At 29.1% G+C, this 12,396-nt stretch carries 12 protein-coding genes and 2 other annotated features; of the genes, 10 read left to right on the top strand and 2 right to left on the bottom strand.

Translation table 11 applies throughout. The features are described from left to right. Window positions 1-25 precede the first annotated feature (25 nt). Window positions 26-580, top strand: a complete 555-nt coding sequence (locus AC2A4K_RS12955; protein ID WP_322502909.1) for an NUDIX hydrolase — start codon at window positions 26-28, stop codon at window positions 578-580. A gap of 51 nt (window positions 581-631) precedes the next feature. On the opposite strand, the gene AC2A4K_RS12950 is transcribed toward AC2A4K_RS12955, so the two are convergent. Together AC2A4K_RS12950 and AC2A4K_RS12945 are read right to left on the bottom strand one after the other, a co-directional pair. After that, window positions 632-1,612, bottom strand: a complete 981-nt coding sequence (locus AC2A4K_RS12950; protein ID WP_322502908.1) for a BadF/BadG/BcrA/BcrD ATPase family protein — start codon at window positions 1,610-1,612, stop codon at window positions 632-634. Window positions 1,613-1,960: 348 nt separating this feature from the next. Next, on the bottom strand, window positions 1,961-2,656 hold the full coding sequence (locus AC2A4K_RS12945; RefSeq protein ID WP_322502907.1) for a DUF6873 family GME fold protein: 696 nt from the start codon (window positions 2,654-2,656) through the stop codon (window positions 1,961-1,963). A 134-nt stretch (window positions 2,657-2,790) separates the two neighbouring features. Here AC2A4K_RS12945 and ytxC point away from each other — a divergent pair, with 134 nt between their 5' ends. From ytxC to pheT, 9 genes are all read left to right on the top strand, one after another. Further along, the gene (gene ytxC, locus AC2A4K_RS12940; protein WP_322502906.1) at window positions 2,791-3,675 is read left to right on the top strand and encodes a putative sporulation protein YtxC; all 885 of its coding nucleotides are present in this window, start codon (window positions 2,791-2,793) and stop codon (window positions 3,673-3,675) included. Window positions 3,676-3,812: 137 nt separating this feature from the next. Beyond that, window positions 3,813-3,932 (top strand) — a sequence feature (ribosomal protein L20 leader region). Between the two features lie 29 nt (window positions 3,933-3,961). Continuing rightward, entirely contained in the window at window positions 3,962-4,486 is a 525-nt protein-coding gene (infC, locus tag AC2A4K_RS12935; RefSeq protein ID WP_322502905.1) for a translation initiation factor IF-3, read from the top strand. A gap of 21 nt (window positions 4,487-4,507) precedes the next feature. Continuing rightward, a complete protein-coding gene (rpmI, locus tag AC2A4K_RS12930; RefSeq protein WP_322502904.1) occupies window positions 4,508-4,705 on the top strand; it encodes a 50S ribosomal protein L35 in 198 nt (65 codons plus the stop codon). A gap of 29 nt (window positions 4,706-4,734) precedes the next feature. Next, window positions 4,735-5,094 carry a 50S ribosomal protein L20 gene (rplT, locus tag AC2A4K_RS12925; protein ID WP_300348683.1) on the top strand — a complete coding sequence of 120 codons (360 nt, stop codon included), beginning with the start codon at window positions 4,735-4,737 and terminating at the stop codon, window positions 5,092-5,094. Window positions 5,095-5,321: 227 nt separating this feature from the next. After that, a complete protein-coding gene (locus tag AC2A4K_RS12920; RefSeq protein WP_322502903.1) occupies window positions 5,322-6,662 on the top strand; it encodes a TrkH family potassium uptake protein in 1,341 nt (446 codons plus the stop codon). A gap of 18 nt (window positions 6,663-6,680) precedes the next feature. Further along, window positions 6,681-7,346 (top strand): potassium channel family protein, encoded by a 666-nt coding sequence (locus AC2A4K_RS12915; protein ID WP_322502902.1) that lies wholly within the window; start codon window positions 6,681-6,683, stop codon window positions 7,344-7,346. Between the two features lie 26 nt (window positions 7,347-7,372). Beyond that, window positions 7,373-8,146 (top strand): TrmH family RNA methyltransferase, encoded by a 774-nt coding sequence (locus tag AC2A4K_RS12910; protein ID WP_322502901.1) that lies wholly within the window; start codon window positions 7,373-7,375, stop codon window positions 8,144-8,146. Window positions 8,147-8,386: 240 nt separating this feature from the next. After that, window positions 8,387-8,613 (top strand) — a binding site (T-box leader). Between the two features lie 290 nt (window positions 8,614-8,903). Continuing rightward, window positions 8,904-9,923 carry a phenylalanine--tRNA ligase subunit alpha gene (gene pheS, locus AC2A4K_RS12905; protein WP_322502900.1) on the top strand — a complete coding sequence of 340 codons (1,020 nt, stop codon included), beginning with the start codon at window positions 8,904-8,906 and terminating at the stop codon, window positions 9,921-9,923. A gap of 23 nt (window positions 9,924-9,946) precedes the next feature. After that, the gene (gene pheT, locus AC2A4K_RS12900; protein ID WP_322502899.1) at window positions 9,947-12,328 is read left to right on the top strand and encodes a phenylalanine--tRNA ligase subunit beta; all 2,382 of its coding nucleotides are present in this window, start codon (window positions 9,947-9,949) and stop codon (window positions 12,326-12,328) included. The last annotated feature ends 68 nt before the right edge of the window (window positions 12,329-12,396 follow it).

Here is a 12,396-nt window from a genome sequence, read left to right as displayed (position 1 = left end):
ACAGTAGTATGAAAGGAGTATTGAAATGAAAATAAAAGATATAAAGAAATTAACTGATTGCAAATTTTTAAACTTATATAAATTAGATATTGAGAATAAGGTTGGAAATTCTAAAGAGTATTTTATTGCAAGTAGAAGAGAGAAAGAAGATTTAAGCTGTGTTGTTAACAATCATAATAAAGCAGATGGAGTTATGATTATTCCAATAACCGAAGAAGATGAGTTTGTTTTAATAAAACAATTTAGACCGGCTATAAATGATTATATATATGAATTCCCAGCAGGGCTTATAGATGAAGGTGAAGATGCTATAAAGGCTGCAACAAGAGAGCTTTTTGAAGAAACAGGGCTTTTAGCTAATGAATGTGAATACCTAATAAAACCTAGTTATACCTCTGTTGGAATGTCAGATGAAGCTGTAGCCGTCGTTAAAATGAAGGTTCATGGAGAGGTATCAACTGAAAATTTAGAGGAGAACGAAGAAATAGAAGTTTGTAAGATTCCTATTAAAGAGGCAAAAAAATTTGTTGAAGATAATAATGTATCTATAAAAACTGCTTTAGTTTTAACTTTTATGTAAAAGAAAAATGCTGTATGAAGTTTCTAAGGAATTTCATACAGCATTTATTTATTAAACTAGAATTTCTTTTGGTTCTCTAGCTAAGTTTTCTACTACACCTTCTGGAATTTCACCAGTATGAAGTTTTAAAGCATTTAATGCAGCTCCTTTAATAGGTGGTAAAATAGGTGCTTTTAAATTAAAGGCGGTATAATTATCTTGAAGATATTTCTTTAATGGTTTTAAAATAAAATCTTTTGAGCTAAAAACACTTCCTGAGTAAGAAATGTTTAATATTCCTTTAAAATCAAGTTGATTTGTTATTCCGTTTACCATTAGAAGACATTCTTTAGCAGCCTGTTTATAAATATCTAAAGCGTATTTATCTCCTTTAAGGGCAGCTTCATAAACTAACATTGCAAGCTTACCAACTTTAGTTCTGTCTTGGTTATATTCATCTTTTATAAGGAATATTAAGTCAAAATCATTTTTTAAATTTAATTCCTTTTTAAATATATCATATAGGGCGGTTCTTTCTAATCTATAATCAGATTGTTTACCAAAGATTTCAACGCCTTTTTTAGCAATCCAGTATCCAGAACCTTCATCGCCACAAATATGTCCCCAACCACTAGTTCTAGTTGTTTTTAAATCTTCAGTTATACCAGCAGCAATAGCTCCTGTTCCTAAGATTATACATATTCCTGGTTTGCCAGCTAAAGATCCAGCTAGGGCAACTTCTACATCGTTTCCACAAGAGAATTTATTTTCTCCTAAAATTTCAGCTATTATAGAGTTCATTTCTAATTTTTCATTTTCATTTTCACCATATGCAGGTAACCCTAAAAATGAATAATTAAGATCTTCTTTAGAAATATTAATTTGACTACAAACTGTATTTATTCCTTCTTCAATACCTTTTCTAAATCCATCAAATCCTACTTGATGAATATGACATGTACCACTATTGTAAGTTGATAAAACATCTCCTAAATGGTTTATAAGCATAAATGATGTTTTTGTTCCACCAGCATCAATACCTAAATAAAACATAGTTCTCCCCCTTTTAATTATAGTTGTAATTACCACTTTAATTTATTTTACTATATTATTAATTAGGTAATCAATGGAAAAAGGAAAGTATGAATTAAAGTAAAAAATAATTCAAAAAACATTAAATTTGTTCACTTCAAATTAGAAAAAAATACATTAAAATTGTAACAATAAATGTGATAAATATAAAAATAATATTTATATGCTAATTTATTAACATTTATTACTATCTTGAGTAAAATATATTGATTATTAAAAGATTAGGAGCTGCCTAAAGTGAATGTCGATTTTTAGCTAGCTCTTCAGATATAACTAAAAATCAACATTAGTTTAAAATATATTCCAAATTTAAAGGGTTAAAATACTTCCTCGATCTATTAGCTTTGAATTAGAAAGATAAATTGGTTTAACACCGTATTTAACTAAAAAGTTTTTTATATCATCTCCATAAGAATGTTTTTCTAAATTGCCGAAAAAAGCCATTTGATCTTTTGAAATCAAGCCACAAGTTCCACCTATGAAACCATAGTCTAATCCAGGAAGAGATATATCACCACTAGGAATTAAAAGAATATCAAAGCCATAAGGTGTTAAAGCTTTATAAATTCCTTTATCAGAAGTTATTAATGCTTTTTCTGAAACTATTGCTATGGAGCATTTAGAATATCCTTGCTTTATGTTTATTAATTTTTTTTCTTTAATTTTTTCAAGTAAATTCTTATCAGTAAATTTTAAGTTGTGTATAAAATAATCTTTTAAATTTACAGCATTTAAAGATACATTTTTAGGATATTCATCTTCTAATTGGCAAGAACTTTTTATAACATTAAGGTTTTGAGGAATAGAATCAAATAATTCCTTTGATGAGTTTTTAGCCAATATTAAAGTGTTTTTATTTATAATATTTATTTGAATATCTGGGTGTCCGTTTATAGCATCATATAGATTAGGATGCTTTGGTACCTTAATTAGGTTAATGCCTAATTTTTTTAAATTTTTTTCTTCTATTTCTGAAATTCTATAATCGACAAAACAATTTCTCATAATAATCTCCTTGTTAAACTTTTTATACTCTAATTTTACTAAAAAATTGAATAAATTGTCGATTAATAAAGTTAGCTTTTTGAATATTAGATGTGAATTAATACATACTAAAAGTAAAGAAAGGAGTGAGAAGAATGCTTCTAATGACATTATGTTGTGAGGATGAAAAAAATTTAATACAAGATATACAAAGTATTAAAAATGTTTTAAAAAGCAAAGATATTATAATTGGAGTATCAGAAAGTATCTCGGATGGAACTCACTTCGTTAAAATATACTATGAAAATAGTCACTTTGATGAAAAAGAAAGAGAGACCATAATGTTATATATAAGTAATGTTATATATAATGTTATAATTGAACACTATAGAGAAAAGGAAATGCTTCATTATATGAATGAAAATTATTTCTTTTTAAAGCATGATGAAATCTTAGAAATTGATTTAACAATAAGTAAAATATTAAAAGGTGAACAAAAGGTTTGTAGTGATAAAGATTTCTATTGTTTAAATAAAGTAAATGACATTATAGAAAACATAAAAGCCTTTATATTAGAGAATGACTATATAAATATAGAAGGTTTTATAACATTTAGGATGAAATCTTTATTAAAAGATATCGAGTGTATAATTGATAAAGTTGTAGAAGAATATATGATTGAAAAAGAATATAATGAATTTATAAAATTGCTAAAGTATTTTGTTGATATACAAGAATGTAAACTAGAAGAAGTAAATATTGTAATTCAAGAAAATGGAGTTTATGAAGTTAAGGATGATTTTGGAGCAGATGTGTTTAAAGAATTTTTAAATGAAATTACAGATATGTCTGAAGAGGGAATAGTAAATGTAGAAGATGTTATTATTAGTGGATTAATAACTAACTCTCCTAAAAGAATAAAAATATATAATGAGCAGGAATGCTTAAATAAGGAATTTTTACAAACAATAAAAAGTGTTTTTGGTGATAGAGTAGAAACACACAAAAGCTATAATTTAAACGATATTATAAAAAAATAAATAATATATAAGAGCAATTTTAGAGTTTAAATGATTAAAATATAAATTAATAGAGAAAATAAAAAATAGTAATAATATTTTTTAAAAGAAATTGATGAATTATGTTGACAATAAAAAAAAATAGTGATAAGATAACTGATGTCAAGAAGAAACAGCCGTTTCTCACCTTACAGCTAAAAATGCTAGTTAGGTCATGAATTTTATTACTTTTGATTTTGGTAATAGAGGACGGCTTAAAGCCGTCCTTTTTTATTTATATATTTGTGTTGGCTAAATTCTATCGGAGGTGAACAAGATTAGTAAAAATTTTGCAATCAATCAAGAAATAAGAGAAAAAGAGGTTAGATTAATTTCTAGCACAGGAGAGCAGCTGGGTGTTGTATCTGGAAGAGATGCACAAAGAATGGCAGATGAAGCTGAGTTAGACTTAGTTATGATTTCGCCAAATGCTAAACCACCAGTTTGCAAAATAATGGATTTCGGTAAATTTATTTATGAGCAATCCAAAAAAGATAAAGAAGCAAAAAAGAAGCAAAAGGTTATCAGTGTTAAAGAGATAAGAGTTAGCCCAACTATAGAAAAGCATGACTTAGAAATAAAATCTAAAAATGCTAAGAAATTCTTAGAAGCTGGAGACAAAGTCAAGATAACTGTAAGATTTAGAGGTAGAGAAGCTGAGCATGCAAGTGTTGTTGGTAAAAAGATATTAGATAATTTCTTATCACAACTTGAAGAAATATGCACAGTAGAAAGACCAGCTAAATTAGAAGGTAGAAACATGATAATGATTTTAGCTCCTAAAAAAGCGTAACTTGAGAGGAGGATACTTACAATGCCAAAAATGAAAACTCATAGAGGTGCAGCAAAAAGATTCAGAAAGACAGGAACTGGAAAGTTAAAGAGAGCTCACGCTTTCACTAGCCATATCTTAACAAAGAAAAGTGCTAAAAGAAAAAGAAATTTAAGAAAAGGTGCTTACGTTTCAACTGCACAAGAAAAAGCAATGAAGAAATTATTACCATATCTATAAGATAAAACACGGAGTAGGAGGTCTAGAAAATGGCAAGAGTTAAGAGAGCGGTAAATGCTCGTAAAAATCATAAAAAAGTTTTAAAACTTGCAAAAGGATACTATGGTGGAAAAAGCAAGTTATTCAAAACTGCTAATGAGTCAGTAATAAGAGCATTAAGAAATGCTTACGTTGGAAGAAGATTAAAGAAGAGAGATTACAGAAGATTATGGATAGCTAGAATAAACGCAGCTACAAGAATGAATGGTCTTTCATATTCAAGATTCATGAACGGAATGAAATTAGCTGGTGTTGATATAAACAGAAAAATGCTTTCAGAGATAGCTATAAATGATCCAAAAGCATTTGCTGATTTAGTTGAATTAGCTAAGAAGCAAATAAACGCTTAATATCAGATGCGAGTTTATCTCGCATTTTTTTTATATACTATTTATATTTTATAAGTTTAATTTTATTCAGAATTTTTATCTGAATAAAATTAAACTTATTTGCAATTACAATTAAATAAAAATTACTTTTGACTTCTAAAAATAAGACAACTTTACATATATAAATTAAAATTAAGATATAATAAAAATAAAAGATAGAATATTTAGTTTAAGTTGGGGGTTTAATTATGTACATTAAACTGACAAAAAAAATAAAATTTAGTGCTGTTCAGATTTTAGCCTTAGGATTTTTTATTGTTATTTTCTTAGGTGCTATAATATTAAGTCTTCCAATATCTTCTAAGAGTGGAGAAGCTACTGCATTTTTAGATAGTTTATTTACTTCAACATCAGCAGTGTGTGTTACTGGACTTATAACTTTGAATACGGCAGAACATTGGAATTACTTTGGAAAAACTATAATAATAATCTTAATACAAATAGGCGGATTAGGATTCATGTCATTTACAACCTTGTTTGCTTTAATGGTTAAGAAAAAAATAACATTAAGAGAAAGACTCCTTATACAGGAGGCTATGAACACATTTGGAATACAGGGATTAGTTAGAATGATTAGATATATACTAGCATTTACATTTTCAGTAGAGATGTTAGGTGCATTAGTATTATCAACTCAGTTTATACCTAAGTTTGGATTCCTAAAAGGAGTTTATTATAGTATTTGGCATTCAGTTTCAGCTTTTTGTAATGCTGGATTTGATTTGTTTGGAAATAGCTTAGTTGGCTATGCTGATAATAAAACTGTAGTACTAACAATTGCAGCCTTAATTATTATTGGTGGATTAGGATTTACTGTTTGGTCAGAATTATATAATTTTAAAGGATATAAGAGATTATCTTTACATTCTAAGGTTGTAATAATGATAACAGCAATTCTTTTAATTGGTGGAACTATTCTTATGTTCATTTTTGAATATAATAATCCTAACACTCTTCAAAATATGAGTTGGGGCGATAAAGTTACTAATGCCTTCTTTGCTTCGGCAACAACAAGAACTGCTGGCTTTAACTCAGTATCTACTACTGATATGACTTTAGCAGGAAAATTCTTAACTATATTATTAATGTTTGTAGGTGGTTCACCAGGGTCAACAGCAGGTGGTATAAAGACAGCAACATTTGGTATAGTAGTTCTTACTTTAATCTCTATAATAAGAGGTAGAGAAGATACTGAAGTATTTAAGAAGAGAATTTCAAAAGAATTAGTATATAAGGCTTTTGCCGTTTTATTTATAGGTTTTGGTATAGTCGTACTTGGAACATTAGTTTTAGCAGTTACAGAACCAGGATTCTCACTAGAATATATACTGTATGAAGTTACATCCGCATTTGCAACAGTTGGTTTAACATTGGGGATGACTCCATACCTTTCAGCAATAGGAAAAATAATAATAATGATAACTATGTATTTGGGAAGAGTGGGTCCTATGACTGTAGTTCTAGCTTTAACTAATAGAAGGAAACCTAGTGCATACAAATACCCAGAAGACAAAATATTAATAGGATAAGTTAGGAGTGTAAGGCTTATGTCAAGTAAACAATTCGTTATTATAGGATTAGGAAGATTTGGATCATCAGTAGCTAAGACTTTGTATGCTTTAGGTCATGATGTTTTAGCAATTGATTCTAATGAAGATTTAGTTCAAGAAATATCAGATAGTGTAACTCATGCAGTTCAAATGGATGCAACAGATGAAAATGCTTTAAGAACTTTAGGATTAAGAAACTTTGACGTTGCAGTTGTTACTATAGGAGCTAACATACAAGCTAGTGTTATGGCAACATTACTTGTTAAAGAAATGGGAATAAAATATATTATAGCTAAAGGTAATAGTGACTTACATGCTAAGGTTTTATATAAAATAGGAGCAGACAGAGTAATTTTACCTGAAAAAGATATGGGTGTTAGGGTAGCTCATAACTTAGTTTCTTCAAGTATTTTAGATTATATAGAACTATCACCAGACTATTCTATAATTGAAATAGAAAGTCCAAAAGAGTGGTATGGAAAGTCTATGAAAGAATTAAGTTTAAGAAGTAAATACGGAATAAACGTAATGGCTATTAAGAGACAAAATGAAGTTAATATATCTCCAGATGCAGATGATGTTATTAATAAGGACGATATAGTTGTGGCTATAGGTTCAGCAGAGGACTTAACAAAATTAGAAGGAAAGATATTTAAACATTAATGTCTTTTAGGAAAGGATTATTTGCTTTGTTAGAAATAGAAAGTAAAAATAATAACTTATTTAAAGAGATAAAAAAATTAAAAGAAAAGAAGCATAGAATAAAAAGTAATAAATATCTTATTGAAGGTCTAAGATTTGTAGAAGAAGCTATTAAAAGTAAGGTATCCATAGATTCAATAATATTTACAGAAGGTTTTAAAGAAAAAAATCCAGAGTTTTTCCTAAAGATTAATCAGGATATAAGACTTATACAAATGAATGAGGCTCTTTTAAAACAACTTTGTTCAACAGAAAATCCACAAGGAGTTGTTGGTGTTGTAAACATGCAAAACAAGGAATTAAAAAGTGGGGAGCTTGTTGTTTTAGTAGATAAAGTTCAAGACCCAGGAAACATGGGAACAATTATAAGAACAGCTCATGCAGCAGGGGCAGCTGGAATAGTTATGACTAAAGGTACTGTTGATATATATAATGATAAAACATTAAGATCAACAATGGGTTCAATCTTTTATATTCCAGTTGTTGAGGATGATTCTTTAGAATATGTAAAATCATTAAAAAAGAATGGATATAGACTCGTGGTAAGTTCTCTTCAAGGGAAAAATAATTTCTTTGAGGAAAATCTACAAGGAAAGATTATGATTGCTGTTGGCAATGAGGGAAATGGTGTTAGTGATGAGGTATATGAAATTGCTGATATAAAGGTTAAAATTCCTATGCCAGGTGAGGCAGAATCACTAAATGTAGCTGTAGCTACTTCTGTAATGATATATGAAAAAATAAGACAATCATTTAAATAATTAGCTCTATTTTAGAGGAGGATTTTATTTTTAGTTAGCCATTTAGATTTAGCTAAAGATAAACACTAGTTTAAGAGATAGCTAAGTAATTAAAGTTAAATTAAGAGGAATATAATTCCTCTTAATTTTTTTTAGGCTTTAGTTGTTATTTTAGGAAATATGAATCATAAAAGGTTAAAATATAATAAATACCTTGATTATGCATACTATTATATGTATAATATACTTTGAATTGAATAGATAAAAACATTGATAGAGAGAGTAGATGTAGTAATTTCTTTTCAGGGAAAAAATGCCAAAGACTGAAAGCATTTTAAGAAAGCTATATTGAAGTTCACTCTGGAGTTCTAACTGTGAAATTTAAAGTAGTAGTTAGCGGCATAGTCGTTATTTTAAATTAAGTGAGTACTAATTTATTTTAGTGCTAATTAGGGTGGTACCACGGATATGAATACCCCGTCCCTTGTGTTTATAGGGATGGGGTTTATTTTATTTTCTTGGAATTGTGTCAATACTAGGAAAGTGATAATAAAAGAGCCATATAACCTTACAACACTTAAAATAAGGGCTAATTTAATAAAAGAAGATTTTTATATTTAGATAAAACATACTTTAATTCAGTAGAGGTTTTTAATTATATTGAATTCGGGTTTACTTTATCTAGGCAAATAGAAAGTTTAATAGGAATATTAAAGTTTCTAAGAGCTTTAAGATAAAATCTAATATATTAAGTATATATCAGGAAAGGAGAATGAAAATGCAAGATAAGTTAAATCAAATTAAAGAATTAGCTTTAGTGGAAATTAAAGAAGCTAAAGATAGTTCTACTATTGAAGCAATAAGAGTTAAATATCTTGGTAAAAAGGGAGAGCTTACAACTATATTAAGAGGAATGGGAGCTCTATCTAAAGAGGAGAGACCAGTAGTTGGTAAATTAGCTAATGAAGTAAGAGAGGCTTTAGAAGTTGAGTTAGAAGCTGTAATAAAAGCTGTTAAAGAAGCTGAGAAACAAGAAAAGTTAAAAAATGAAGTAATAGATATTTCAATGCCTGGAAAGAAACAAACAATAGGAAAGAAACATCCATTAGAGCAAACTTTAGATGAAATGAAGAAAATATTTGTTTCAATGGGATTTGCTATAGAGGATGGTCCAGAAGTTGAGAAAGATTACTACAACTTCGAGGCTTTAAATATTCCTAAAAATCACCCAGCTAGAAGTGAGCAAGATACATTCTACATAAATGATAATGTAGTTTTAAGAACTCAAACTTCTCCAGTTCAAGCTAGAGTTATGGAAAAACAAGAACCACCAATAAAAATGATATCACCTGGTAAAGTGTTCAGATCAGATGCAGTTGATGCTACACACTCACCAATATTCTATCAAATGGAAGGTCTTGTTATAGATAAAGATGTAACTTTCGCAGATCTTAAAGGAACTTTAGAATTATTTGCTAAAAAGATGTTTGGTGATAAGGTTAAAACTAAGTTTAGACCACACCATTTCCCATTCACTGAGCCATCAGCTGAAATGGATGCTACATGCTTTGTGTGTAACGGAAAAGGATGTAAAGTATGTAAAGGAGAAGGTTGGATAGAAATACTAGGTTGTGGTATGGTTCACCCTCAAGTTTTAAGAAACTGTGGAATAGATCCAGAAGTTTATAGTGGATTTGCTTTCGGTTTTGGTGTAGACAGAATGGTTATGCTTAAGTATGGAATAGATGACATAAGATTATTATACGAAAGTGATATGAGATTCTTAAATCAATTCTAGTTTTAAAATAGGAGGTAAAAAAGATGAAAGTACCATTTAATTGGCTTAAAGATTACGTTGATATAGATATGACAGCAGAAGAGTTAGGCGATGCTTTAACTTTATCAGGATCAAAAGTAGAAGAGGTCGTAACTGCTGGAGCAGAAATAGAAAATATAGTTACTTGTCAAATAGATAAGATAGAACAGCATCCAGATGCTGAAAAACTTAAAATTTGTCAAGTAAACATAGGGTCAGAAATGATTCAAATAGTAACAGCTGCAGATAATATGAAAGAACATGATAAAGTTCCAGTAGCTTTACATGGTGCAATATTAGCTGATGGAAGCAAAATCAAAAAAGGTAAATTAAGAGGAGAAGTTTCTAACGGAATGTTCTGTTCAGAAGAAGAACTAGGAATCGCTGACGGAAAAGAAGTTATAGGACTTATGATTTTACCAGAGGATGCTCCAATAGGAGTTTGCATAAAAGAATATTTAGGACTTAATAAACAAGTTCTAGATTTCGAAATAACTTCAAATAGACCTGATTGTTTAAGTGTTCTTGGAATGGCTAGAGAAACAGCTGCAACAACAAGAAAAACTTATAGAATGCCAAATACTAAGTTTGAAGTTAAATGTGATAAAAACATAAATGATGAAATAAAAGTTACAGTTAATGATGAACTTTGTAACAGATATATGGCTAGAGGAGTTAAGAACGTAAAAGTAGCCCCATCACCAACTTGGATGCAAGAAAGATTATTAGATGCTGGTGTAAGACCAATAAATAACATAGTTGATATTACTAACTTTGTTATGTTAGAGCTTGGCCAACCAATGCACGCTTTTGATAGAAGAGAATTAAAAGCTTCTCACATAGTAGTTGAAAGAGCTAAAGATGGAGAAAAATTCACAACTTTAGATGAGGTTGAAAGAGAATTAACTTCAGATGTTCTTTGCATAAAAGATGGAGAAGAAATCGTTGCTTTAGCTGGTATCATGGGTGGATTAAACTCAGGTGTTAAAGATGATACTACTGAAATAGTATTTGAATCAGCTAACTTTGATGGAACTAATATAAGAGTTAATTCTAAAAATTTAGGATTAAGAACTGAAAGTTCATCAAGATTTGAAAAAGACATAGATCCAAACTTAGCAGTTTTAGCTTTAGACAGAGCATGTGCTTTAGTTGAAGAATTAGGCTGTGGAGAAGTTATGGAAGGAACTATAGATGTCTATAACAAAGTTAAAGAGGAAAAGACTCTTGAAGTAAGTGCTAGCTGGATAAATAAATTCTTAGGAACTTCATTAGAAACAGAAGAAATGAAAAAATGTTTAGACAGCGTAGATTTAAAAACTACTATAAATGGAGATACATTAAAAATCTTAGTGCCTACATTTAGAATAGATGTTGATATAAGAGAAGATGTTGCTGAAGAAGTTGCAAGAATTTATGGATATAATAATATTCCAACTACATTAATATCAACTAGTACAGAAAAAGAAGCTAAGGACAAAAAACAATTATTAGATGAAAAAGTTATAGATGCAATGTTAGCATCAGGGTTAAACCAATCTATAAGTTATTCATTTGTAAGTCCAAAGGTATTTGATAAAATATGCTTACCAGAAGATAGTGAACTTAGAAATGTTGTTAAGATAAAGAATCCACTAGGAGAAGATTATAGTGTAATGAGAACTTCAACACTTCCTTCAATGATGGAGTCTTTAGCTAGAAACGCCTCAAGAAGTAATGATGTAGTTAGATTATTTGAGATAGGTAAAACTTATACTCCAAATGCAGATGAAAATGAATTACCAACTGAAAGAAACATATTAACAATCGGTATATATGGACAATGCGATTATTTCGACTTAAAAGGAATAGTTGAAAACTTACTAGATACATTAGGACTTAAGAGTGCATCATTCAAGAGAATGAGTGAAAATCCAAGCTACCATCCAGGAAAAACTGCTGAATTAGTTTTAGGAAGAACTTCACTAGGAGTTTTAGGAGAAATTCATCCAGATGTTAATGAAAACTATGGAATAGATGTTCCTTGTTATGTAGCGGAATTAGATTTAGATGCTATGTACAATTTCTCAAAAACTGAAAAAGCTTATAAGCCATTACCTAAGTATCCGGCAATAACTAGAGATATAGCTTTACTTGTTGATGATGCTGTTTTAGTTCAAGAAATTGAAGAGACTATAAGAAAAGCTGGTGGTCAAGTAGTTGAAAAGGTTGAGTTATTTGACGTTTACAAGGGAGCTCAAATACCAGAAGGTAAGAAGAGTATTGCTTACGCTATAGCTTATAGAGACCCTAGCAAAACTTTAAAAGATAAAGATATAAATAAAGTTCATGATAAAATATTAAGATCTTTAGAATATAAGTTAGGAGCTCAATTAAGAGAGCAATAATAGTTTTAAATATGTTATGTATATGTTAAAATGTACATAACATATTTTTTATTATGGAAGTAAGAGGT

This window comes from Clostridium sp. LIBA-8841, from assembly GCF_057782475.1.
Note: the sequence above shows the minus strand (reverse complement) of the source record. Positions and strands in the feature narration are given on the sequence as shown.

Bases quoted from the DNA above. Each gene is read 5' to 3' on its own strand.
- AC2A4K_RS12955 (WP_322502909.1), top strand. From the start codon at position 26: ATGAAAATAAAAGATATAAAGAAATTAACTGATTGCAAATTTTTAAAC.
- AC2A4K_RS12950 (WP_322502908.1), bottom strand. From the start codon at position 1,612: ATGTTTTATTTAGGTATTGATGCTGGTGGAACAAAAACATCATTTATG.
- rpmI (WP_322502904.1), top strand. From the start codon at position 4,508: ATGCCAAAAATGAAAACTCATAGAGGTGCAGCAAAAAGATTCAGAAAG.
- AC2A4K_RS12920 (WP_322502903.1), top strand. From the start codon at position 5,322: ATGTACATTAAACTGACAAAAAAAATAAAATTTAGTGCTGTTCAGATT.
- rplT (WP_300348683.1), top strand. From the start codon at position 4,735: ATGGCAAGAGTTAAGAGAGCGGTAAATGCTCGTAAAAATCATAAAAAA.
- pheS (WP_322502900.1), top strand. From the start codon at position 8,904: ATGCAAGATAAGTTAAATCAAATTAAAGAATTAGCTTTAGTGGAAATT.
- ytxC (WP_322502906.1), top strand. From the start codon at position 2,791: ATGCTTCTAATGACATTATGTTGTGAGGATGAAAAAAATTTAATACAA.
- AC2A4K_RS12915 (WP_322502902.1), top strand. From the start codon at position 6,681: ATGTCAAGTAAACAATTCGTTATTATAGGATTAGGAAGATTTGGATCA.
- pheT (WP_322502899.1), top strand. From the start codon at position 9,947: ATGAAAGTACCATTTAATTGGCTTAAAGATTACGTTGATATAGATATG.
- AC2A4K_RS12945 (WP_322502907.1), bottom strand. From the start codon at position 2,656: ATGAGAAATTGTTTTGTCGATTATAGAATTTCAGAAATAGAAGAAAAA.